We start from the raw sequence: 22,196 nt of genomic DNA on the forward strand, positions 1-22,196 counted from the left end.
GCGAAACTCGAACTGGAACAAACATTTAACACTCTCAGTTTTGCTAAAAATTAAGCGCAAATCAAGGAAACAAAGCGGTGATATGGAGATTCAGTAATCAATCCCGGTCGAGGCGGTGGTATCGTTTCAAAATACTCTAAAATGATGACGTTCAACTTTAAAACCAACCCGTTGCAGGACGTCTTCGAACTGTTTGTGCGGGGGCAGTGATTCATCCGGCAGGCGCAGACGCTTGTCGGATTTCAGCATTGCTGACACGCGCACCGAGAAATCCCAACGGGTGTCGAACCGGAAATGGTCGACCTCGGATAGCAGGAGTTCACCCTGCCTCTGGCCTGTGTGCCAGCGCAGGGTATCACCGGTCATCTCCATTCCTGCGCTGGTATCTTTGATGACATCCCACAGCGCGGGCAGGGTGGTCAGGGCCAGCAACGCCACCAGCCACCAGACCGCGTCCAGCAAGATCATCAGGCCAATCAGTACGGCATAGATACCGATCAGGATCAGAACCGTGCGTTGGTTGCGGTTCTGGCGAGTGAACGTAAATGCGGTCATGCGCCGAGGATGCGTGAGACCATTTCGGTCGTGTCCCGCGACAGGTCCGGCGTCTCAGAAATGCGGCTCAGCTGCGCACGCATCAGGGCCTGACGGTCGGCGTCGTAGCGTTTCCAGGTCTGGAAGGCGCTGCACATCCGGGCGGTGGTCTGCGGGTTCACCGGATCAAGCCGGATCAGCCAGTCCGCGAGCAGTTCATATCCCGCTCCGTCCGGCTGGTGGAAGCCCGCATGGCTGCCGGCCAGCGATCCCATCAACGCGCGGAAGCGGTTGGGGTTTTTCCAATTGAAATCAGCATGCTTGGTCAATCTGCGAGCTGTCTCGACGGTTTTGTCTGGTCCGGTCATTGAGACCTGCAGGGCGAACCATTTATCCATGACCAGCCGGTCATGCTGCCACTGTTCATAAAAGGCCGCCAGCTCGGCTTCACCTTTACTGGCACGCAGCAGGCAGGACAGCGCGGTCAGCTGAAGGGTCATGTTGTCGGCGCGCGCGTATTCCTCTGTCGCCTTGACGCCTCCATCCAGCCGTGAAGTCAGTGCCAGCGCCGCACCACCCAGCGCACGCTTTCCGGATTGCTCGGCGTCTGGTTGGTAGGGCTCATCTACCAGTGTTTCACCGTGCAGCCGGGGTAAAAGGTCCTGAACGTGTTGGGCGGTGGCCTGGCGCAAGGTCTCAACCGCGCTCCAGATCGCCGTCGGATCAGGGGTGATGCCCCTGTCGTGCAACGCTGCGGCCAATTCCGATTGCGTTGGCAGGCCCAGCATCAACGCCCGATAGGCCGGGTCCAGTGCTTCATCGCGTAACACCGCTAGTAGGCCGTCGAGATAGTCGGCATTCGGTGTTGCCTCATCGGTGATCATGCGCAGCAGAGTGTCTTCGGCCAGCGATCGGCCTGCCTGCCAGCGGTTGAACGGATCGGTGTCATGGGCCAGCAGGAACGCACGCTCGGCATTCGAATGATCATGTTCGAGGATCACAGGGGCCGAAAAATCGCGCAGGATCGAAGGCACGGGTTTGGCGGCGAGACCAGTGAAGGTAAAGCTTTGCTCGGCTTCGGTCAGCTCCAGCAACTCGGTCGCGTGCACTTCATCTCCGTTCGGGCCCAGCAGGCCCACGGCAACGGGTATGACCTGAGGCTGCTTGTCTGCCTGACCCGGCGTCGGCTCGGTCCGCTGGCTGAGCGTTAGGGTATAGGTGCCCTCGATCCAGTCCTCAGCAACCGAGACGCGTGGCGTGCCCGATTGGCTGTACCAGCGTTTGAATTGGCTCAGATCACGGCCTGTGGTGTCTTCGAACACTTTCAGCCAGTCCTCAATGGTGCAGGCCTGACCATCATGGCGCTCGAAATAGAGGTCCAGCGCCTGTGCATAGGCCTCATCTCCGACCAGACGTTTCAGCATCCCGATCACCTCGGCGCCTTTCTCATAGACGGTCGAAGTGTAGAAGTTGTTGATTTCCTGGAAACTTTCCGGCCGGACCGGGTGCGACAGCGGCCCGTTATCTTCAGGGAATTGCCGCGCGCGCAGGTCGATGGCGTCATGGATGCGCTTAACGGGGGCCGAGCGCATGTCGGACGTGAACTGTGCGTCACGAAACACGGTCAGCCCTTCTTTCAGGCACAGCTGAAACCAGTCGCGGCAGGTGATCCGGTTGCCGGTCCAGTTGTGGAAATACTCATGCGCGATGATCGCCTCGATCCGTTCGAAATTCATATCGGTCGAAGTTTCGGGGCTGGCCAGAACGGCGGAGGAGTTGAAAATGTTCAACCCCTTATTCTCCATCGCGCCCATGTTGAAATCGTCCACGGCGACGATGTTGAACACGTCCAGATCGTATTCGCGGCCATAGACGTCTTCGTCCCATTTCATCGACTTTTTCAGGGCCTCCATGCCGAACGCACATTTGCCTTCATCGCCGGGGCGGACCCAGAGGTTCAATTCGACGTCGCGACCCGACTTAGTGGTGAACTGACCTGGATGGGCGATCAGTTCCCCGGCGACCAGAGCAAACAGATAGGCGGGTTTGGGCCATGGATCGACCCATTCGGCCCAACCCTCGCCTGTGCCCGTAGGGTTGCCGTTCGACAGCAGCACGGGAAGGTCTCCGTTGATGCGCACGGTAAAAGTGGACATCACATCGGGGCGATCGGGGTAGTAGGTGATTTTTCGAAAGCCTTCGGCCTCACACTGGGTGCAATACATGCCATTGGACATATATAGCCCTTCGAGCGCGGTGTTGTTGCCGGGATCGATCTCGATCTCGGCTTCCCATACGAAAGGTGTATCCGGAACCGTCGCGGTCAGACCTTCGGAGGTCACATCAGGCGAGATCTCGACACCATCAATCGCGGCGCGGATCAGTTTCAGGTCTTCCCCGTGCAGGAAAAAGGTCCGGTCTTTGGCATCCGGAATCGGGCTGAATGCGATGCGAGAGGTAACGCGCGTCGCATGTTGGGCGAGATCGAAGGTAAGATGCACGCTCTCCACCACATAACCGAACGGCGTGTAGTCTTTTAGGTAGATCGTGGTGGGGGCGGCGTCGCGCATCTGGAGACCTCATCGGCTAGAATTCTGGCGCGACGTTATGGTCTTCACCGCGCGGCTGCAACCGACAGGCCGCTTTCTTTGCTGGCTTGAACCAGCCTATGGCGGGACCCAAAGCCGGTAATGGCGATGCAAAAGTTGCCTATCGGAAACGAACGCCCTAATTGAAGAGCGCATACAACGGCACACAATCTGAGGGGATTCGGATCATGAGCAGTAGAGAGACCCGAAACGGGCTGCAACTCGACCCGGTTTTCGTGGACTTCATCGAACAGAGGGCGCTACCCGGAACACAGGTATCGGCTGAGCAATTCTGGTCGGGGCTTGCGCGTTTGGTCAATGAATTGGGGCCGAAGAACCGCACACTGCTTGAGAAACGCGCCGATATTCAGGGCCGGATTGATGGCTGGCACGCGGCGCGGCGAGGTTTGCCTATCGATGCTGTCGAGTATCAATCTTTTCTGCGTGAGATTGGCTATCTGGTCGATGAGGGCGGCGACTTCGAGATCGAGACCGCCAATGTCGACCCTGAAATCGCCCTGACCCCGGGTCCACAGCTGGTCGTGCCGATCACCAATGCACGCTTTGCGCTGAATGCGGCGAATGCCCGTTGGGGCAGTCTTTATGATGCGCTTTACGGAACGGATGCGCTGGGCGATTTGCCGACGGGTAAAGCCTATGACGCTGAACGCGGTGCCCGGGTCGTCGCGTGGTCCAAGGCGTTTCTGGATCAGGCCGTGCCGCTGGCTTTCGGGTCCTGGGCGGATGTGTCCGGGTTGAGCGTTCAGGACGGGGCATTGATGCCGACCCTGGCCGATGCGTCTCAGTTCGCAGGCTACGGTGGCGCGGCTGACAAGCCGGAATTCGTGCTGCTTCGCAACAACGGGTTGCACATCCAGATCAGGGTTGATGCACATAGCGCAATCGGTGCAACCGATCCTGCGGGCATTGCAGATGTACGTCTGGAATCCGCGCTCTCCACCATCATGGATTGTGAGGACTCCGTTGCCTGTGTCGACGCCTCCGACAAAGTGTTGGCCTATGGAAACTGGCTGGGTCTGATGACCGGTGATCTGACCGAAGAAGTCGCAAAGGGTGGCACAACATTTACCCGCAAGCTTGCAAAGGATTTGGCTTTCACGGCGCCGGATGGCGCTTCGGCTACGCTCAAAGGGCGTTCGCTCATGCTTGTGCGCAATGTGGGTCACCTTATGACGAACCCAGCCGTTCTGGACGCTGAAGGTCGTGAGATTGGTGAGGGGCTGATGGATGCGCTCTGCACCACTCTGATCGCCATGCATGACCTGCAGCGCGAGGGCGGAAACTCGGTCGAAGGGTCGGTCTATGTCGTCAAACCCAAGATGCACGGCCCCGAAGAGGTCGCGTTCTCGGTCGAGATTTTCGACATGGTCGAGGACATATTGGGCCTGCCACGCAACACCGTGAAATTGGGCATCATGGATGAGGAACGTCGCACCTCGGCCAACCTCAAGGAATGTATCCGCGCGGCGAAATCGCGTGTGGCCTTTATCAACACTGGGTTCCTGGATCGCACCGGGGACGAGATCCATACCTCGATGGAGGCTGGCCCTATGCTGCCCAAGGGCGACATCAAGGATACGCCGTGGATTGCGTCTTACGAGGATCGGAACGTTGATATCGGATTGGCTTGTGGCCTGAAGGGTAAGGCGCAGATCGGTAAAGGCATGTGGGCGATGCCCGATCGGATGGAGGATATGCTGGCGGCCAAGATCGGCCACCCTCAGGCGGGCGCGACCTGTGCTTGGGTGCCGTCGCCCACCGCCGCAACCCTGCACGCGACGCATTACCACAAGATCGATGTACTGGCGCGTCAGGACGAGTTGGCCGCTGGCGGTGCCCGGGGTACGCTGGATGATCTGCTGACCGCGCCGTTGCTGGGCGGGCGTAACCTCAGCGCCAATGAGATCACCCGTGAGATTGAAAACAACGCGCAGGGCATTCTCGGCTATGTGGTGCGCTGGGTCGATCAGGGCGTTGGTTGTTCGAAAGTGCCGGATATCAACGATATCGGCCTGATGGAGGATCGTGCGACCTGCCGTATTTCGTCTCAGGCGCTGGCCAACTGGCTGCATCACGATCTGATCAGTCAGGAACAGGTGATGGCGGCGATGCAGAAAATGGCCGCAGTGGTCGATCGACAGAACGAAGGCGACCCGGCTTACCAACCGATGGCACCCGGTTTTGATGGGATCGCCTTTCAGGCGGCCTGCGATCTGGTATTCCGCGGACGGGTGCAGCCTTCGGGCTATACGGAACCGGTATTGCATGCGCGTCGGCTGGAACTGAAGGCCAGCCACGGCTAAGACATCTTGCAGCGGCAGAGCCGTCCGGCTCTGCCGCAAATTCACAACAAAGGACACCCTCATGCTGGTAACGTTGCGCAAAGCCCGGACAATCATTCGACGCACCCTGGAAAAAGGGCGCGAGATGGAGTTGAAGCCTCTCTCGGTCGTGATTCTGGACGCGGGCGGTCATGTTATTGCGTTCGAGCGTGAAGACAGCGCAGCACCCGGCCGTTTTGCCATCGCTCATGGTAAGGCTTACGGCGCGGTGATGTTGGGCATGGCGGGCACTGCGCAGATGGCACGCGCCGAGGGGCAGGCCTATTTCATGGCTGCGGTGAATGGCGTCTATGGCGGGCAAGTCATCCCCGTACCCGGTGGCGTCCTGCTGCGCGACCGAAAGGGCGTGGTGATCGGCGCGGTCGGGGTGACGGGCGACACCTCGGACAACGATGCGCAGGCGGCGCTGGCCGGCATCGAGGCAGCGGGTTTAACTGGCGAGATTTGATCTGAGGCCGGGTATGCCCCGATTGTGCGTCGTTGAACACGCGCTTGCGCTGACATGCAGGTCCTGTGCCGTTGCGCGGGGCCAAACCTGCCGATAGGTTTTTCCGAATACCACTGAAACAAAGGAAAACGCATGGCGCGCCCTGTCGTCGGAATAATCGGCAACTCTTATCTGATGAACGATCAGTATCCGACGCATGCAGGCGGTACGATGAACTCGGACGCCGTGTCCAACGTGTCGGACTGCCTTCCGCTGCTCATCCCTGCAGACCCGCGTTATGTCTCGGTCGAGGAACTGCTTGAGGTTTGCGACGGCTTTCTGCTCACAGGCGGCCGTCCGAACGTTCACCCCGAGGAATATGGCGAGCCCGCAACCGAGGCGCATGGCGAGTTTGATCGCGCGCGCGATGCGATCACGCTTCCTCTGGTACGAGCCTGTGCTGAGCGCGGCCAGCCGTTTTTCGGTATCTGTCGAGGGTTTCAGGAGGTGAACGTTGCCATGGGCGGTACTCTGTATCCTGAAATCCGCGATCTGCCGGGGCGTTTGAACCACCGGATGCCGCCAGATGGCACTCTGGAAGAGAAGTTTGCACTGCGCCATGTGGTGACGCTGACCGAAGGGGGCGTGTTCCACCAGTTGCTGGGGGCCGCTGAGGTGATGACCAATACGCTGCACGGGCAGGGGATCAAAACGCTGGGCGAGAATGTGGTGATCGACGGCCACGCCCCCGATGGCACGCCCGAAGCAATCTATGTGAAGGATGCGCCCGGATTTACCCTGTCGGTCCAATGGCATCCCGAATGGGACGCGGCCAATGATCCGGTTTCGCGCCCCTTGTTCGAAGAATTCGGCCGCGCCGTTCACGGTTGGGCCGCAGGCAAAGACGCCACGCGATTGCAGCGCTCTGCCTGACGGACGCTGGCGAGGGGGTCAGACCAGCAGGTCGAACTGCTTGTTCAGCGGCAGGCTGCGGGCCCGCTCTCCGGTCAGATCAAACAGTGCATTTCCCAAAGCGGGCATGGATGGAGGCGTTCCGGGTTCACCCACCCCGCCCAAATGCTTGTTGGTCTCCAGCACGCGAACCTCGGTCACCGGGGTCGTGTGCATCCGCAAGGCATCGTAGTCGGGGAAGTTGAATTGCTCGACTTCACCGTCAGAGAAGGTGATCTCGCCGTACGCCGCGGCCGAAAGCCCATAGATCATACCGCCGATCATCTGCGCCTCGACTGTCGCCGGATCCAGCGCCAGACCGACATCGCAGGCGATCCACGCCTTGGAGATGCGGATGGTGCCGTCTTCGTCCACCACCTCGATCACCTGTGCAACCGGCGTGCCGAAGCTGTAGGTCAGCGCCACACCACGTCCTACACCTTCGGGGGTCTTGCCGGTCCAGCCAGACATCTCTTTGACCGCTTCCAGACACCCGGCTGAGGGTGCGTGTTCGTTTCTGGCCAGCTCCAGCCGGAACTCCAGCGGATCGCGGCCTGCGGCGTGGGCCATCTCATCCATGAAGGTTTCATGGAAGAAACCATTGTGGCTGTTGCCGACCGAGCGCCAGAAACCCACGGGGACAGCGAGATCGGCAATATGTCCGGCCATGCGATAGTTTGGCACGGCGTAGGGCTGATTGAAAAATCCTTCGACCAGAACCTTGTCAGGCCCGCCGCCGGGGAAACCGGTGTAGCGTTCGACCGCCTGTTGCGTCGGAGATTGCGAGGCGACCTTGCCGTCGATCAAAACGGCCTTGCCATCCTTGACCGCTCCACGAATCCGAGCCATCGCGCCGGGGCGGTAATAGTCGTGGCGCATATCCTCTTCGCGGCTCCATGTGGTCTGGACCGGAGTGCCGGGCTTGGCCATGGCAACTTTGGTGGCGATTTCTCCGAAATCCAGCTCACCCCGGCGCCCGAAGCCGCCACCCAGATAGGTGGTGTGGATCTCTACCGCCTCGGTATCCAGACCGGCGGTGTTAGCCACACGCATCTGGATCAGCGTCGGAGCCTGATTGCCGCACCACAGGTCCAGCTTACTGCCGGTATAAAGCGCGGTTGCGTTCATCGGCTCCATGGTGGCGTGGGCCAGATAGGGCACGGTGTAGTCCGCCGTGATTTCGGTTGCGCCGTCAGGCAGGGTATCGACATAACCATCATCGCGCATGGTCGAGTTCGGGGCCTCATCAAACGCTTTGGCGATCTGTTCGAATACTGCGGCGGTCTCGGGTGGATAAGGGGCTTCACCCCAGTCCACGTCGATGGCTTCGACCGCTTGCATCGCGAGCCATGTGTTGTTGGCGATCACCGCGACGCCAGTGCCCAGATCAACGATCTTTTCAACGCCGGGCATGGTCTCAGCCGCGCTGGCGTCAAAGCCGTTCATCGCGCCGCCCAGCTTGGGGTTCATGCGGACCGAGGCGAATTTCAGACCCTCTGGCCGTGCGTCGATCCCAAACTCCGCAGTACCGGTGGACTTGCCCGGAATATCAACCCGGGGCAGGGACTTGCCGATCAGGCGCCACTCGGAGGGGTCGCGCAGGATGACCTCGGGCGGTTCGATCTGGCCTGCGACCTCGGCCAGTTCGGTATAGGGAATGCGCGTGCCATCCGGGGCAACCACCGCGCCGCTCTCGGTCTTGAGTTGATCGCGATTCACACCCAACTGAACCGCCGCAGCCTGCTTCAATGTCTCGCGCGCGGTGGCACCGGCCATCCGCATCCGCTCGAACCCGTCTTTCATCGAGGTCGAGCCGCCGGTGACCTGCAGGCTGAGCGTGCGGCCCAGAACACCCAGAGCCTCACCCAGATTGTGTTGAAAGTCCGAGATGTCATAGCCTTTGTTCGGCAGGCCCTCTCCAACCAGCGCATGGTTGTAATACGCCGCCGCCGCTGGGCCGTGCAGTACGCGGATATCGTCCAGTTCGACGTCCAGTTCCTCGGCAATCAACGCGGCCCATGTGGTCATGACGCCCTGGCCCATTTCAGCCCGGGGGGCGAACAGGGTGACGCCCTGCTGGTCGATCAGAACAAAGGGGCTGAGCGCGGTTTCTCCGTCTCGCGGTTTCAGCGGGTTCGCAGCAGGGCGGGTGACGTAGTAGGCGCCGAATGCCACACCGCCCACGATAGCGGCTGATCCGATCAGGAAGGTACGGCGCAGGATTTTTCCGATGCGTGCCATGGATCAGGCCTCCTTCAGCTTGGATGCGGCGTCGTGGATGGCGGCGCGGATGCGGGGATAAGTGCCACAGCGGCAGAGGTTGCCTTGCATCGCCTCGTCGATATCCGCGTTGGTAGGGGTGGGGTTTTCGGCCAGAAGGGCTGCGGCCTGCATGATCTGGCCGGACTGGCAATAGCCACATTGCGCAACCTGATGATCGACCCAGGCCTGCTGGATCGTGGCCATAGTGTCGGGCGTGCCAAGACCCTCGATCGTGGTCACATCGCCCCAGACATCGGACAGCGCGACCTGACAGGATCGCACGGCCTCACCATCGATATGGACGGTGCAAGACCCGCAAGCGGCGACGCCGCAACCGAATTTGGTTCCGGTCAGGCCGATCTCATCGCGCAGAACCCACAAAAGGGGAACATCATCGGGAAGGTTGACCTGATGGGTCTGACCATTGATCTTAAGGGCGGTCGCCATGGCGCACCTCATTTGGCTGTGGCTGGTTCCTGACATAATTGCCGGAAAGTGTCAGTGTGTCAATTGACAAAATTTACAAAAAATGTCAAAGCAGATTTATGAGAGACAAACTGGACGATCCCAAGCAACAAGCGATCCTCGCATCGGCGTTGGAGGCCTTTGCAATCTATGGATTTCGCAAGACATCGATGGATGACATCGCGAAGGGCGCGGGCATGTCGCGCCCGGCGGTCTATCTGCATTACAAGAACAAAGAGGCGATCGTTCGCAGCCTGACACAGGCGCATTATGCCGACAAAATCGACAACGTTGCGCGCGCGCTGTCCGGTGACGGCAGCGTTTCCGAAAGGCTGTCGCGTGCGATTGATGGTCAGATCAGGGGGTTGGCCGAGATCCTCACTTCGCCCCACGGCAGGGAGATGCTGGATACCAGCAAATCGACAGCAGCAGACATACTGGCAGAAGGTGAGGCAGAGATGACCGCCCTCTATGCCGATTGGTTGCGGCGTGAAGACAACGCTGGACGTGTCCGTCTGCCCAATGGGCCGGAGGAGACAGCCAAGACCATCACTGCGACCTTGATGGGCGTTAAGATGACGGCCTCCAGCGCCGAAGAATTCGAACAGCGCACTTCGCAACTGGCTGAATTGCTGGGCGCTGGGCTTGAGGTCAGGTGACGCGCTGACGGATCTTATATTCCGGTTTGTCCCAGAGCTTGTTGGCGATGATATCTGCCAGAATCTCGACCGCCTGCTCAACGTCGGTTTCATCGATATAGAGCGGCGTGAACCCGAATCGCATAACATCCGGTGCCCGGAAATCTCCGATGACGCTCCGCGCAATCAGCGCCTGCATGGCGGCATAGCCTTCTTCAAACCGGAACGAGACCTGACTGCCGCGCTGCTGCGGATCGCGGGGACTGGCCAGTGTCAGGCCGGGGCAAGTGGCCTCGACCCGGGTGATGAACAACTCCGTCAATTCGATGGACTTGGCGCGGACATCCGCCATGTCGGCCATGTCCCAGATATCCATGGCAGCCGACAGCGCCGCCATCTGAATGACCGGAGGGGTTCCGACCCGCATCCTCTCGATCCCGGCGCCGGGGCGATAGTCAAGATCGAAGGCAAAAGGGGCCTCGTGCCCTAGCCATCCCGACAGCGCAGGGCGTACCTTGTCCGACAGCCGCGGGGCGACATAGACGAAGGCGGGCGCACCGGGGCCGCCATTGAGGTACTTGTAAGTGCAGCCCACAGCGAAATCGGCATTGCAGCCGGCCAGATCGACGGGGATGGCCCCGGCTGAATGCGCAAGATCCCAAACTGTAACGACACCGTTTGCGTGGGCCAGTTCCGTCAGCGCCCTCATGTCATGCATGCGGCCCGTGCGATAGTCGACCTCGGTCAGCATTAGCACTGCGACCTCTTCGGTGATATGCGCGGAAACGTCTTCGGGGTCGACCACGCGCAACTCATAGTCCGGGCCAAGCGACCGCAGCAGGCCATCCGCCATGTAGAGATCAGACGGAAAGTTGCCGTTGTCAGACAGAACCACCTTGCGGGTCGGGTTCAGCTCTAGCGCTGAGGCGACCGCCTGATAGACCTTGATCGACAAAGTGTCACCCACCACGACACTGCCGTGTTCGGCCCCGATCAGGCGTCCGATCCGATCTCCAAGCGCCGTAGGCATACCCATCCACCCGGCCTTGTTCCAGCCGGTGATTAGCATCTGCCCCCATTCGTCCTGCATAATGCTCTCTACACGGTCGCTGGCCGATTTCGGAAGCGGACCCAGAGAGTTACCGTCCAGATACAAAACGCCTTCGGGCAGGTGGAACATGGATTTGGTCTTGGCAAAGTCAGTCATAACAGGGCTTTGTCTTTCGGAAGCGATCAGATTGTAACTGGCCTATCTGATCCCGTCTGCGCTGTCTATTGCTGTGGATTGTGATGCGCCTTTGACCGATGCGACACCCTGCGCTTTTGCCATTGAGGTCAGAAAGCGGTAGGACGTCGATCAGAAGCGACATGTGCCACTGTGTGTCGCCGCACTGGGGGACGGCCATGCGCCTGATCGATATACCGCCTGTCTGGCTTGTGGGCTTCGCCGTGCTTGCGTGGGTACAAGCGCGCATGCTCCCTTTGGGATTGTCGTTGGATGGCGCGGTGACCGATCTTCTCAGCGGCATCCTGATCGGCGGCGGTATCATTCTGGCCATCATGGCCGTCATTGAGTTTCGGCGTCACAAGACGACGGTGATTCCGCACGAAACACCCTCATCCATGGTGCAAACCGGGATTTACAAGCGCAGTCGCAATCCAATCTACCTGGGCGACGTCCTCATACTGGCTGGGCTGATCCTGCGGTTTGACGCGGTGTTGTCTCTGGTGTTGATCCCGGTCTTCGTCTGGCTGCTTGAACGGCGCTTTATCATACCGGAAGAGAACCGCCTGCGACGCACCTTCCGCACCGATTTTGCGCGATATGAACGCAAAACCAGAAGGTGGATCTGAGGGTGTGGGCCTAATGACACAACGTAATAATTGCTGCGCTTGCGAAACAATCTTGCGCAAGATAAATGTCTGCTTGTCAATCAATGCCGGATACCCACCTGGCCTGAACCAAAAATTAGGGGGAACCGACTGGTGAAAATTGGAACGCCAAAGGAAATATTCAAAGGCGAGAACCGGGTCGCGATGACTCCGGACTCGGCGGCTCAGCTGCAGAAGCTGGGTTATGAGTGCCTGATCGAGAAAGGCGCAGGTGCTGCTGCAGGCTTTTCAGATGCGGCCTATGAGGCTGCCGGTGTCGAGGTCGTAAAGACCGCTGCCGCGCTGTGGAAAGCGGCAGACATCATCGCCAAGGTGCGCCAGCCGAACGAGACCGAGCTGAAGCGTCTGACCAAGGACAAGACCCTGATTTCGTTCTTCAATCCTGCCGGGAATGAAGAGGGGATGGAGCTGGCCAAGTCCAAGGGCGCGACCGTGATCGCGATGGAGATGGTGCCGCGTATTTCGCGGGCGCAGAAGATGGACGCTTTGTCGTCGATGGCCAACATCGCAGGCTACCGCGCGGTGATCGAGGCCGGTAACAACTTCGGCCGGTTCTTCACCGGTCAGGTGACGGCGGCTGGTAAAGTGCCGCCCGCGAAAGTTCTGATTGTTGGCGCTGGCGTCGCTGGTCTGGCAGCTATTGGCACCTCGACCTCGCTGGGGGCGATCACTTATGCGTTCGACGTGCGCCCGGAAGTGGCCGAACAGGTCGAATCCATGGGGGCAGAATTCGTCTATCTGGACTTCGAGGAAGAACAGCAGGACGGCGCGGCCACCGGTGGTTATGCCTCGGTTCAGTCCGAGGAGTTCCGTGAGGCACAGCTTGCCAAGTTCCGCGAACTGGCACCCGAGATGGACATCGTCATCACCACCGCGCTGATCCCCAACCGCCCGGCGCCGAAGCTGTGGCTGGAGGACATGGTCAAGGCGATGAAGCCGGGCTCGGTCATTGTTGACCTTGCTGCGGAACGCGGCGGTAACGTCGAAGGTACCGTGCCGGATGAGAAAGTGGTCACCGACAACGGCGTGACCATCATCGGTTATACCGATTTCCCAAGCCGGATGGCAGCGCAGTCGTCGTCGCTCTACGCGACCAACATCCGTCACATGATGACCGACCTGACGCCCGAGAAGGACGGTCAGGTCAACCATGACATGGAAGATGACGTGATCCGCGGCTCGACCGTGACCCATGAGGGTGAGATCACCTTCCCGCCGCCGCCGCCCAAAGTACAGGCGATCGCGGCGCAGAAGAAGCCCGAGGTCAAGGAACTGACCCCGGAAGAGAAAAAGGTACAGGAGATTGCAGCCTTCAAGGCTCAGACGAAGCAGCAATTCACTTTGCTGGGTATCGGTGGTGCGCTGATGTTGTTGGTGGGGCTGGTTGCTCCGGCCAGCTTCATGCAGCACTTCATTGTCTTTGTGCTGGCGATCTTTGTGGGTTTCCAGGTGATCTGGAACGTCTCGCACAGCCTGCACACTCCGCTGATGGCGATCACCAACGCGATCTCGTCGATCATTATCGTCGGGGCCTTGATGCAGATCGGGTCGGGGTCTTTCCTCGTTATTCTGCTGGCGGCGCTTTCCGTCTTCATGGCCGGGATCAACATCTTCGGTGGCTTCCTCGTAACCCGGCGCATGCTTGCCATGTTCCAGAAATCTTAAGGAGGCCGGGTAGATGGATTTTGGCTTCACCACTGCCGCCTACGTCGTTGCGGCTGTCCTTTTCATCCTTTCGCTCGGCGGTCTGTCGAACCAGGAAAGCGCCAAGCGCGCGGTCTGGTATGGCATCGTCGGTATGGCGCTGGCGGTATTTGCCACGCTGGTTGGTCCGGGCTCGGGCCTGTGGCTGCTGTCGCTGCTGCTGATCGCGGGCGGTGGCCTGATCGGTCAATATGTGGCGCAGCGCGTGCAGATGACCGAGATGCCGCAACTGGTTGCCGCGATGCACTCGCTGGTGGGTCTTGCGGCTGTGTTCGTTGGCTTCAACGCGCATTTTGAGATCGGCAACGTGGCGCAGGTCATGGCGATTGCCGACAGTGCGAAAGAAGCGGATCTCTCCGATCTGGGCGCGTTTGCCAAGCTGATCGCGAAGAAAACCGCTGCTGAACTGGCGATCCTGCATGTCGAACTGTTCCTGGGTATCTTCATCGGTGCGATCACCTTTACCGGTTCGGTTGTGGCTTATGGCAAACTGGCGGGCAAAGTGACTTCGGCGGCGACCAAGCTGCCCGGTGGTCATGCGCTGAACGCGGCGGCGGCGGGTCTCTCGCTGATCTGTCTGATCTGGTACACTTCGACCGGTGGTCTGTTCCCGCTGTTCCTGATGACACTGGCCGCGCTGTTCATTGGCTATCATCTGATCATGGGCATCGGCGGTGCCGACATGCCGGTGGTTGTGTCGATGCTGAACAGCTACTCGGGCTGGGCCGCTGCGGCGATTGGCTTCTCGCTGGGCAACGACCTGCTGATCGTGGTGGGTGCTCTGGTGGGCTCGTCTGGTGCGATCCTGTCCTATATCATGTGTAAGGCGATGAACCGTCACTTTGTCAGCGTGATCCTGGGCGGCTTTGGCGGCCCGCAGGGTGAGCAGATGGCTGTCGAAGGCGAACAGATCGCGATTGAGGCCGACGGCGTGGCCGCTGCTCTGAACGATGCGGATAGCATTGTCATCATCCCCGGCTACGGTATGGCTGTTGCTCAGGCACAGCAATCGGTGTCCGAATTGGTCCGCAAGCTGCGCGCCAAGGGCAAAGAGGTGCGCTTTGCGATCCACCCCGTTGCCGGCCGTCTGCCGGGCCACATGAACGTGCTGCTGGCCGAGGCGAAAGTGCCGTATGATATCGTTCTGGAGATGGACGAGATCAACGACGATTTCCCGGATACGGACGTGGCGATCGTGATCGGCTCGAACGACATCGTGAACCCTGCGGCACAGGAAGACCCGAACAGCCCCATCGCGGGAATGCCGGTTCTGGAATGCTGGAAGGCCAAGCAGGTGTTTGTGTCCAAACGCGGTCAGGGGACGGGTTATTCGGGCATCGAAAACCCGCTGTTCTTCAAAGAGAACACACGCATGTTCTATGGCGACGCCAAGCAGTCGCTGGACAAGCTGCTGCCGATGATCGACTGATCCGAGTGCACAATCAAATTGCAAAGGGCGCCTGCGGGCGCCCTTTTCTTGTTTTGTTTGCAGGAGGCTTTGCCTCCTGACCTCCAGGATATTTGTGGCCAGATGAAGCAGGCGGACTGTGCTACACTGGGTCGTGCGAAGGTGCGCAGGAGGTGAGCGATGCAGAAAGTGAACGGCATAGGCGGTGTGTTCTTTCGGGCGCGAGATCCGCAAGCCCTGAGCGCGTGGTATGAGACGCATCTGGGCGTCAATCACTATGATCCGGAGCCCTGGAGGCAACAGGAAGGGTATACGGTTTTTGCTCCGTTCGCGCAGGATACGGAGTATTTTGGCCGGGCCGAGCAGCAATGGATGATCAATTTTCGTGTCGATGATCTGGCCGCGCTGATCAGCCAGCTTGAAGCTGCCGGAATTGTGGTCGAGACGAACCCGGATTGGGATAGCGAGGTGGGAAAATTTGCCCGCATTCACGATCCGGAGGGCAATCCCATAGAGCTGTGGGAGCCAAATCAATAAGATAGCGGGCTTGTATACCGATGTATTCCTGTAAGTATATGAAATAAAAGATAATTGATGTATTTCGCACGTGCCGTATAGTGCGCCGAACGAAGCGGAGCACTGAATGACGCCAATAGACGACCATCCCCTGCGCTATGCGCTGGCCAATGAACTGCATGCACGCCCTTTTCCGGTGGCGACAATGCCGTGCACGGTGGTCTTTCTGGCGATCAAGAAACCGGAAGCCGCTGCTGTGCGTGATCGCAGCGAGGATATGGCGCATCTGATCAATCTGCTGGATCGCCACGGGGCACCGCATCCGCAGCCCGAGGCCACGCATTACGCGGGTCAGATCGGCCGACATTGGTTGAAATGGGAACAGCATACCGAATTTGTCACTTACACTGCGATCACTCCCAACGTCAGTGACCGCGCCTTCAATCCGGCTGATTTCGAAGTCTTTCCACAAGACTGGCTGATGGCGAGCCCCGGCCAGCGGGTGACGTCGGCGATGATCCGTGTCGTCGAACGTCAGGAGGACGACGTGGTGCAGGCGTCTTTGGCCGACTGGTTCGAACCTGAAAGTCTGGCGGTGGCGCGCGTCCTGGACGATTCCGCCATCTGTGCCTGCGACTTCCGCATCGACCCGGCGGGGCATATGCGGTTCGCGATGTTCGTCGATAAAGGCACCGGGCGACGTCGGACCGGGCGGGTTATTCAACGGCTGTGTGAGATCGAGACTTACAAGGCGATGTCCATGTTGGGTTTCGCGCGTGTCAAACAACTTATGCCCCGGATCGGAGAACTGGATGGGCAATTGTCCCGGCTGATGGAACAAATGACCAACAATTCGGTGCACCCTAATGAGCTGCTTCCCGATCTGCTGTCCACTTCCATTGAACTGGAAACGCTTTCGGCGCGCTGTTCGTTCCGGTTTGGCGCGACGGGTGCTTATGAGGCCATCGTCAACCAGCGCATCGAAGTTTTGCGCGAGGAACGGTTCGACGGCCGTCAGAGCTTTGCTGATTTCATGATGCGTCGGTATGATCCTGCGATCCGCACCGTCAAATCGACCGAGCGTCGGTTGCAGGCCCTGTCCGACAGGGCGATCAGGGCCGGGGAATTGCTGCGGACTCGCGTGGACGTAGAACGCAGCGCGCAGAATCAGGCATTGCTGGAAAGCATGGACCGCCGCGCCGATCTGGCCTTGCGGTTGCAGCACACTGTCGAAGGGCTGTCGGTGGTGGCGATCAGCTATTATGCAGTGTCGTTGGTCAGCTACTTGCTCTATCCGCTGACGCAGGCCGGACTCAGTAAGGGAATGTTGACGGCGGTGGTGACCTTGCCCGTTGTTCTGGCTGTCTGGTTCAGTATCCGCAAAATCCGAAAGCGTCTGGAATAAGCAGCCTTTGCCAATCGACGAATGATCTGTAAAACGGGCAGCGTTTGACTGAATGCGCGAGGGCTGCCTGTGATCGGTATTGTGGCTGCATGGCGGGCTGTCGCCGCCATGTTCATCCTGAACGGTGCGCTGTTCGGGATTTGGGCCTCGCGCATTCCGGCTGTTCGGGACAAGCTGGATTTGACGCATGAGGCTTTGGGGCTTGGCTTGTTGTTCATGGCGGCCGGTGCGGTGTGCTCGTTTCCAATCACGGGTCGTCTGACGGATAAGTTCGGAGCGGTGGCGATCACACGGGTCATTGCTGTTCTTTACACATTTTCGCTTGTTTTGTTGGCCTTTGCGGGGGATTTCTGGTGGCTCGCGGCATTCCTGTTTGTGTTCGGAGCTTTCCATGGCTCGATGGATGTCGCGATGAATGCGTGGGCTGCAGAGGTCGAACAGGCTTATGACAAGCCGGTCATGTCGTCGTTTCACGCGATGTGGAGCCTTGGGGCTGGGCTGGGGGCGCTTAGCGGATATGCGGCGGTTCAGATGGGCCTGACGGTCCTGCAGCATTTTCTGCTTGCCGGTGGCATTGTCGTTGCATTTGCTCTCGTATTGTCCTGGGTGTGCTGGACGTCCAAGCGAACGGCCTCGAAGCAGGGGTCGGTGTTTGCTTTGCCGTCGGGCGCATTGATCCTTGTGGGGTTCACGGCGCTTTGCGGAGCGCTTGGTGAAGGGGCCGTAGCGGATTGGAGCGCGATATTCCTGCGCGATGTGACAGGCGCGGCTGAAAGCATTGCCGCGCTAGGTTACGCGGTCTTCTCGGTGACAATGGTCGTGTTCCGGTTGGCAGGTGGGGTAGTCATCGCCCGGTTTGGTCCTGTTGCGACCGCACGGTTTGGCGGTGTCAGTGCGGCTTTGGGTGTTTTTGCGGTGGTGTCAGCAGGCGAACCCGTATTGGCATTGGCAGGCTTTGCCCTGATGGGCGTGGGCTATGCGGTGATCATGCCTTTGGCCTTCAGTCGCGCGGCGACTGATCCGCATGTGCCGCCCGGGCAGGCGATCGCGAGCGTGGCGACTCTGGGTTACGGAGGCTTGTTGATCGGGCCGCCCCTGATCGGTTTTCTCGCTGAGCTGATGACCCTGAGGCTGGCTTTTGCCGTTCTGTTGCCGCTGTCGGTCCTGATCGTCGTGTTGGCCGGCGCGCTGAAGCGCGCCGACTGAATTTGCTTAGCGTCCGCGAATACGCGGGTCCAGCGCGTCACGCAGGCCGTCGCCCAGATAGTTCACGCTGAGAACGGTCAACGAGATCGCAAGGCCGGGCCAGAACACGCGTTCCGGATATTGCTGCAGATAGTCGACACCATCGAACAGCAGGCGGCCCCATGTCGGGAAATCGGGCGGGAACCCGAGGCCGAGGAAGGACAGCGCGCTTTCGGTGATGATCGCCGTCGCGATGCCCAGAGTCGCCGACACCATGATCGGGGACAGCACGTTCGGCAGGATGTGCCGTGTGATGATCTGACTGTTGCTAGTGCCAATCGAACGCGCAGCCAGAACGAATTCACGCTCTTTGATGGCCAACACGTCTCCGCGTACGATCCGGGCCGTGGGCATCCACGAGGTGATGCCGATGGCGCAGACGATCAGGATGAAGATCCCGCGCTCCAGACCGAAGGCCGCTGACAGAGGTTCGCGGAACAGCAGCATCATAACCAGCAGCAACGGCAGCAGGGGCAGGGCCAGGAACAGGTCGGTCAGGCGCATCAGCGGGCCGTCGAGCCGTTTGAAGAACCCGGCCAGAACGCCGATGAACGAGCCCAGGAACAGGGCCAGCAGCATGGCGGTGATGCCCACCGAGACCGAGGTTTGACCGCCGGACATCATCCGCGCCATGATATCGCGGCCCAGCTGATCGGTGCCGAAGGGATGCGCAAGGCTCGGCCCTTGGTTACGTGACCGGATGTCGATCTGTGTCGGGTCGATGGTCCAAATGTACGGCCCGAGATACACCGCAGCGACGATGAAGATGAAAAGGATGGCTCCGATCATCGCGCCTTTGTGGGTTTTGAACTGATCCCAAACATCGCGCCATTGACTGCGGGGTGGGGTGGTCAGTTCCTCCATCACATCGGCCGTGGGCAATGCGGTCGAAGCAGGCGCAAGACCTTCGTCGGGGATCAGAGTATCGGTACGATCATGATCAGTCATAGCGAATCCTCGGGTCCAGAATGCCGTAGAGCACATCGGCGATCAGGTTGAACAGCACGATCAGCACGGCAAAGATGAAGGTCAGGGTTTGAACCATTGGCAGGTCATTGGCCTGAATGGCGCCGATCAGCAATTGGCCGATACCGTTCACCTTAAAGACCTGCTCGGTAATGATGGCACCACCGAAGATGGCCGGGATACCCAGTGCGATCACGGTGACCACAGGGATCATCGAGTTGCGCAGAACGTGGACCATAACCACGGTATATTCGCTGAGACCCTTGGCGCGGGCAGTGCGGACGTAATCCTGATTGAGGTTGTCCAGCATCGAGGCGCGCATGAAGCGGCTCAGCTGTGCGGTGATCTGCAACGCCAAAACCATGACCGGCATGATCATTTGTTTGAGCTGCACGACAAAGCTGTCCCAGCTGTTGACCACATGGGTGGTGTCATAGATCGACGGGAACCAGCCCAGCTGGACCGAGAAGATCACGATCACCAGAACGCCCGAGAAGAAGGGCGGGACCGAGAAGCCGACCATCGACACGAATGTGCCCATCTGGTCGAACCAGGAATACTGGCGGTAGGCCGAATAGATGCCGATGGGCAGGGCGATCAGAATGGCGACCACGTACGCGGTGCCGACAACCCACAGGGTCTGCGGGATACGCTGAACCACGATGTCCATGACGGGCGAGCGGGTCTGCCACGAAATCACACGCAGGTCACCCTCGGAGAAGGTGGTGCCGAACATGTGGTCGATCAGAACCTGAGGTTCGATCCAGAAGAACTGCACGATCCATTTCCAGAATCGGATATGCATCGGCTGGCCGAGGCCAAGCGCCTCGCGCATCTTCTCTTTGACTTCGGGCGGAACGGTAAGCGGAACCTGCGCCATCGGGTCGCCTGGGGCGAGTTCGAGAAGCAGGAATATGACGAGGCTGATGAACAGCAGCGTGGGTACGGCCAGGATCAGTCGTCTGATGGTAAAGTTGAGCATTAAGAGGCGCCTTTATATGCGTCTTCTTGTTGGAGTGGCGTGCAAATGACCGCGCCCCGATACGGGTCGGGGCGCGGCTTTGCAAGATTAACGCTTAGGAACCGGTTTTGCGGTACCAGTCCGCAATGTTCCACAGCTCGCTGTCCCAAACGTTCAGGACAACACCACCCAGAGTGTTGGCGTGCGCCGACAGACGACCACGGTGTACCAGCGGGATCATACCGCCTTCCTGTACGATGATGTCGTTCAGCTGTTTCGCAATTTCCGCGCGTTGTTCCAGACCGGCCGTTTCGGCAAGTTTTGCGTGCAGCGCGTCAAACTCGTCGCTGCAGAAGCGGCTGATGTTCTCACCCTGCCACTGCGATTCCGGCTTGGGTGCCTTGTCGCACAGACCGTTGCCCAGATAGGACTGCGGGTCGGTGCCGTTGAAGGTGTTCGCATACATTTCAACGTCGGCATAGAACTTCTGGAACGTGTCGGGCGAGCCCGGGTCACCGCCGAAGAAGACCGATGCGTTGATGTTGCGCAGTTCGGTTTCGATACCGATCTGGCTCCACCATTCCTTGATCAGCGCCTGGAAGTCCTGACGAACGGCGTTGGTCGAGGTCTGATAGACGATTTTCAGCGGTACACCGTCTTTTTCACGGACGCCGTCACCATTGGTATCAACGATGCCAGCTTCGTCCAGCAGCGCGTTCGCGCCATCGATATCCTGCGTGTCACAGGTCATCGAGGTCGAGTTGAACGCAGCAGGTGCCGGAACCCAGTTACAGGTCACTTTACCCGCCTGACCATAGCCGATCTCGACCAGCAGCGGGCGGTCGATTGCCATGGACATCGCCTGATAGACAGCCGGATCCTGCAGGAACGGGTGCGGATGCGTGGCTGTCGAACGCTCGCCTTCCGGCAGATCGGGCGATGGGTTGGTCTGGTTCAGCATGATACGCTCGACCAGCGGACCGAAGCCTGCGACTGGAGTACCTTTGCCGCCTTCCTGCATCTGCGCGATGACTTCGGGTGCCAGCTGCAGGTTCCAGGCATAGTCGAACTCGCCAGTTTCCATAACCGCACGACCCGCCGCCGTTGCATCGCCGCCGCCTTTGAAGGTCACGGTGGCAAAGGCCGGTTTCGCTGGATCACGATAGTTTTCGTTCGCAGCGAACGTGATCACGTCGTTCGGTTTGAACTCGGTCACGACAAACGGGCCGGTGCCGATGGGGTTGAAGTTTTGCTCGGTGCACTCGGGGGCTTTTGCGCCCAGGCAATCCGCAAACTGTGCTGCCTGAATGATCGGACTTTCGCCGCCCACGAACGGGCCGTAGGGGAACGGTGTCGGCGCGTCGAATGTGACTTTTACGGTCAAGTCATCCACTGCTTCGACATTGGTGACGCCTTCAAACTTGGTCACCTGCGCACAACCGCCTTCAGGGTCCATGCAGTAGTTCGCAGTGAAAACCACGTCTGCCGATGTGAACGCTGTGCCGTCGGACCAGGTAATGCCGGGCGCGATTTTCCACGTGATCGAGGTCAGATCTTCGCTGACGCCACCATTTTCGACGGTCGGAATCTCAGACGCCAGATAAGGCACCATGTTGCCGTCCTGGTCGTAGCGTGCCAGCGGTTCAATCACCAGCGAGGCAGATTCCACATCCTTGGTGCCACCCGACAGAAACGGGTTCAGGATTGACGGAGCCTGCCAGTAAATAATGCTGACATTGCCGTCCGATCCACGCTCGGCCATGGCCATCGGGGCCATTGCCGTGCTTGCAATCGCACCTAGCAAAAGGGTTTTGATCTTCATCATACACTCCATGTTGGACACTTACGTGTCTCGATTTTCTCCGCGATG

At 59.4% G+C, this 22,196-nt stretch carries 18 protein-coding genes; 10 read left to right on the top strand and 8 right to left on the bottom strand.

The genetic code is table 11. The annotated features are described in order from the left end of the window. Positions 1 to 126: 126 nt before the first annotated feature. Entirely contained in the window at positions 127 to 555 is a 429-nt protein-coding gene (locus tag ACR0IV_RS01335) for a hypothetical protein (protein ID WP_480658272.1), read from the bottom strand. After that, entirely contained in the window at positions 552 to 3,104 is a 2,553-nt protein-coding gene (pepN, locus tag ACR0IV_RS01340) for an aminopeptidase N (RefSeq protein ID WP_480658271.1), read from the bottom strand. The genes ACR0IV_RS01335 and pepN overlap by 4 nt, the downstream gene beginning before the upstream one ends. A gap of 206 nt (positions 3,105 to 3,310) precedes the next feature. On the opposite strand from pepN, the gene ACR0IV_RS01345 reads away from it, so the two are divergent. The 3 genes from ACR0IV_RS01345 (at position 3,311) to ACR0IV_RS01355 (ending at position 6,845) form a co-directional block, all read left to right on the top strand. Continuing rightward, positions 3,311 to 5,446, top strand: a complete 2,136-nt coding sequence (locus tag ACR0IV_RS01345) for a malate synthase G (RefSeq protein WP_480658270.1) — start codon at positions 3,311 to 3,313, stop codon at positions 5,444 to 5,446. Between the two features lie 61 nt (positions 5,447 to 5,507). Beyond that, positions 5,508 to 5,933, top strand: a complete 426-nt coding sequence (locus tag ACR0IV_RS01350; RefSeq protein WP_480658269.1) for a GlcG/HbpS family heme-binding protein — start codon at positions 5,508 to 5,510, stop codon at positions 5,931 to 5,933. Between the two features lie 132 nt (positions 5,934 to 6,065). Further along, entirely contained in the window at positions 6,066 to 6,845 is a 780-nt protein-coding gene (locus ACR0IV_RS01355) for a gamma-glutamyl-gamma-aminobutyrate hydrolase family protein (RefSeq protein ID WP_480470344.1), read from the top strand. 18 nt (positions 6,846 to 6,863) lie between these two features. Here the strand turns inward: ACR0IV_RS01355 and ACR0IV_RS01360 are convergent, their stop codons facing one another. Then, positions 6,864 to 9,104, bottom strand: coding sequence for a xanthine dehydrogenase family protein molybdopterin-binding subunit (locus ACR0IV_RS01360; protein WP_480658268.1), 2,241 nt, complete (start codon positions 9,102 to 9,104; stop codon positions 6,864 to 6,866). 3 nt (positions 9,105 to 9,107) lie between these two features. Further along, complete coding sequence (locus ACR0IV_RS01365; RefSeq protein WP_480658267.1) at positions 9,108 to 9,572, bottom strand: (2Fe-2S)-binding protein; 465 nt, start codon at positions 9,570 to 9,572, stop codon at positions 9,108 to 9,110. A gap of 98 nt (positions 9,573 to 9,670) precedes the next feature. Here ACR0IV_RS01365 and ACR0IV_RS01370 point away from each other — a divergent pair, with 98 nt between their 5' ends. Then, complete coding sequence (locus tag ACR0IV_RS01370) at positions 9,671 to 10,249, top strand: TetR/AcrR family transcriptional regulator (RefSeq protein WP_480658266.1); 579 nt, start codon at positions 9,671 to 9,673, stop codon at positions 10,247 to 10,249. On the opposite strand, the gene kynU is transcribed toward ACR0IV_RS01370, so the two are convergent. Then, complete coding sequence (gene kynU / locus ACR0IV_RS01375) at positions 10,242 to 11,435, bottom strand: kynureninase (protein WP_480658265.1); 1,194 nt, start codon at positions 11,433 to 11,435, stop codon at positions 10,242 to 10,244. The two genes, ACR0IV_RS01370 and kynU, sit on opposite strands and share 8 nt — an antisense overlap. Positions 11,436 to 11,632: 197 nt before the next feature. On the opposite strand from kynU, the gene ACR0IV_RS01380 reads away from it, so the two are divergent. The 6 genes from ACR0IV_RS01380 (at position 11,633) to ACR0IV_RS01405 (ending at position 18,360) form a co-directional block, all read left to right on the top strand. After that, positions 11,633 to 12,082 (top strand): methyltransferase family protein, encoded by a 450-nt coding sequence (locus ACR0IV_RS01380; RefSeq protein WP_480658263.1) that lies wholly within the window; start codon positions 11,633 to 11,635, stop codon positions 12,080 to 12,082. A gap of 132 nt (positions 12,083 to 12,214) precedes the next feature. Next, complete coding sequence (locus ACR0IV_RS01385; RefSeq protein WP_480470338.1) at positions 12,215 to 13,786, top strand: Re/Si-specific NAD(P)(+) transhydrogenase subunit alpha; 1,572 nt, start codon at positions 12,215 to 12,217, stop codon at positions 13,784 to 13,786. A gap of 13 nt (positions 13,787 to 13,799) precedes the next feature. Further along, positions 13,800 to 15,254 (top strand): NAD(P)(+) transhydrogenase (Re/Si-specific) subunit beta, encoded by a 1,455-nt coding sequence (locus ACR0IV_RS01390; RefSeq protein ID WP_480658261.1) that lies wholly within the window; start codon positions 13,800 to 13,802, stop codon positions 15,252 to 15,254. A 159-nt stretch (positions 15,255 to 15,413) separates the two neighbouring features. Next, positions 15,414 to 15,770: a VOC family protein gene (locus tag ACR0IV_RS01395; RefSeq protein WP_480658260.1), complete on the top strand. Its 357-nt coding sequence runs from the start codon at positions 15,414 to 15,416 to the stop codon at positions 15,768 to 15,770. A 106-nt stretch (positions 15,771 to 15,876) separates the two neighbouring features. Beyond that, entirely contained in the window at positions 15,877 to 17,154 is a 1,278-nt protein-coding gene (locus tag ACR0IV_RS01400; RefSeq protein WP_480658259.1) for a DUF3422 family protein, read from the top strand. 69 nt (positions 17,155 to 17,223) lie between these two features. Then, the gene (locus ACR0IV_RS01405) at positions 17,224 to 18,360 is read left to right on the top strand and encodes an MFS transporter (protein WP_480658257.1); all 1,137 of its coding nucleotides are present in this window, start codon (positions 17,224 to 17,226) and stop codon (positions 18,358 to 18,360) included. Positions 18,361 to 18,366: 6 nt separating this feature from the next. On the opposite strand, the gene ACR0IV_RS01410 is transcribed toward ACR0IV_RS01405, so the two are convergent. From ACR0IV_RS01410 to ACR0IV_RS01420, 3 genes are all read right to left on the bottom strand, one after another. Beyond that, complete coding sequence (locus ACR0IV_RS01410; protein ID WP_480470333.1) at positions 18,367 to 19,347, bottom strand: ABC transporter permease; 981 nt, start codon at positions 19,345 to 19,347, stop codon at positions 18,367 to 18,369. Further along, a complete protein-coding gene (locus tag ACR0IV_RS01415) occupies positions 19,340 to 20,347 on the bottom strand; it encodes an ABC transporter permease (protein WP_480479486.1) in 1,008 nt (335 codons plus the stop codon). The genes ACR0IV_RS01410 and ACR0IV_RS01415 overlap by 8 nt, the downstream gene beginning before the upstream one ends. Before the next feature lie 94 nt (positions 20,348 to 20,441). Continuing rightward, complete coding sequence (locus ACR0IV_RS01420; protein ID WP_480470331.1) at positions 20,442 to 22,148, bottom strand: peptide ABC transporter substrate-binding protein; 1,707 nt, start codon at positions 22,146 to 22,148, stop codon at positions 20,442 to 20,444. Between the last annotated feature and the right edge of the window lie 48 nt (positions 22,149 to 22,196).

The organism is Ruegeria sp. C2, from assembly GCF_056537765.1.

Bases quoted from the DNA above. Each gene is read 5' to 3' on its own strand.
- ACR0IV_RS01390 (WP_480658261.1), top strand. From the start codon at position 13,800: ATGGATTTTGGCTTCACCACTGCCGCCTACGTCGTTGCGGCTGTCCTT.
- ACR0IV_RS01415 (WP_480479486.1), bottom strand. From the start codon at position 20,347: ATGCTCAACTTTACCATCAGACGACTGATCCTGGCCGTACCCACGCTG.
- ACR0IV_RS01380 (WP_480658263.1), top strand. From the start codon at position 11,633: ATGCGCCTGATCGATATACCGCCTGTCTGGCTTGTGGGCTTCGCCGTG.
- ACR0IV_RS01350 (WP_480658269.1), top strand. From the start codon at position 5,508: ATGCTGGTAACGTTGCGCAAAGCCCGGACAATCATTCGACGCACCCTG.
- pepN (WP_480658271.1), bottom strand. From the start codon at position 3,104: ATGCGCGACGCCGCCCCCACCACGATCTACCTAAAAGACTACACGCCG.
- ACR0IV_RS01355 (WP_480470344.1), top strand. From the start codon at position 6,066: ATGGCGCGCCCTGTCGTCGGAATAATCGGCAACTCTTATCTGATGAAC.
- ACR0IV_RS01335 (WP_480658272.1), bottom strand. From the start codon at position 555: ATGACCGCATTTACGTTCACTCGCCAGAACCGCAACCAACGCACGGTT.
- ACR0IV_RS01345 (WP_480658270.1), top strand. From the start codon at position 3,311: ATGAGCAGTAGAGAGACCCGAAACGGGCTGCAACTCGACCCGGTTTTC.
- ACR0IV_RS01365 (WP_480658267.1), bottom strand. From the start codon at position 9,572: ATGGCGACCGCCCTTAAGATCAATGGTCAGACCCATCAGGTCAACCTT.
- ACR0IV_RS01360 (WP_480658268.1), bottom strand. From the start codon at position 9,104: ATGGCACGCATCGGAAAAATCCTGCGCCGTACCTTCCTGATCGGATCA.
- kynU (WP_480658265.1), bottom strand. From the start codon at position 11,435: ATGACTGACTTTGCCAAGACCAAATCCATGTTCCACCTGCCCGAAGGC.
- ACR0IV_RS01395 (WP_480658260.1), top strand. From the start codon at position 15,414: ATGCAGAAAGTGAACGGCATAGGCGGTGTGTTCTTTCGGGCGCGAGAT.
- ACR0IV_RS01370 (WP_480658266.1), top strand. From the start codon at position 9,671: ATGAGAGACAAACTGGACGATCCCAAGCAACAAGCGATCCTCGCATCG.
- ACR0IV_RS01400 (WP_480658259.1), top strand. From the start codon at position 15,877: ATGACGCCAATAGACGACCATCCCCTGCGCTATGCGCTGGCCAATGAA.
- ACR0IV_RS01410 (WP_480470333.1), bottom strand. From the start codon at position 19,347: ATGACTGATCATGATCGTACCGATACTCTGATCCCCGACGAAGGTCTT.
- ACR0IV_RS01420 (WP_480470331.1), bottom strand. From the start codon at position 22,148: ATGAAGATCAAAACCCTTTTGCTAGGTGCGATTGCAAGCACGGCAATG.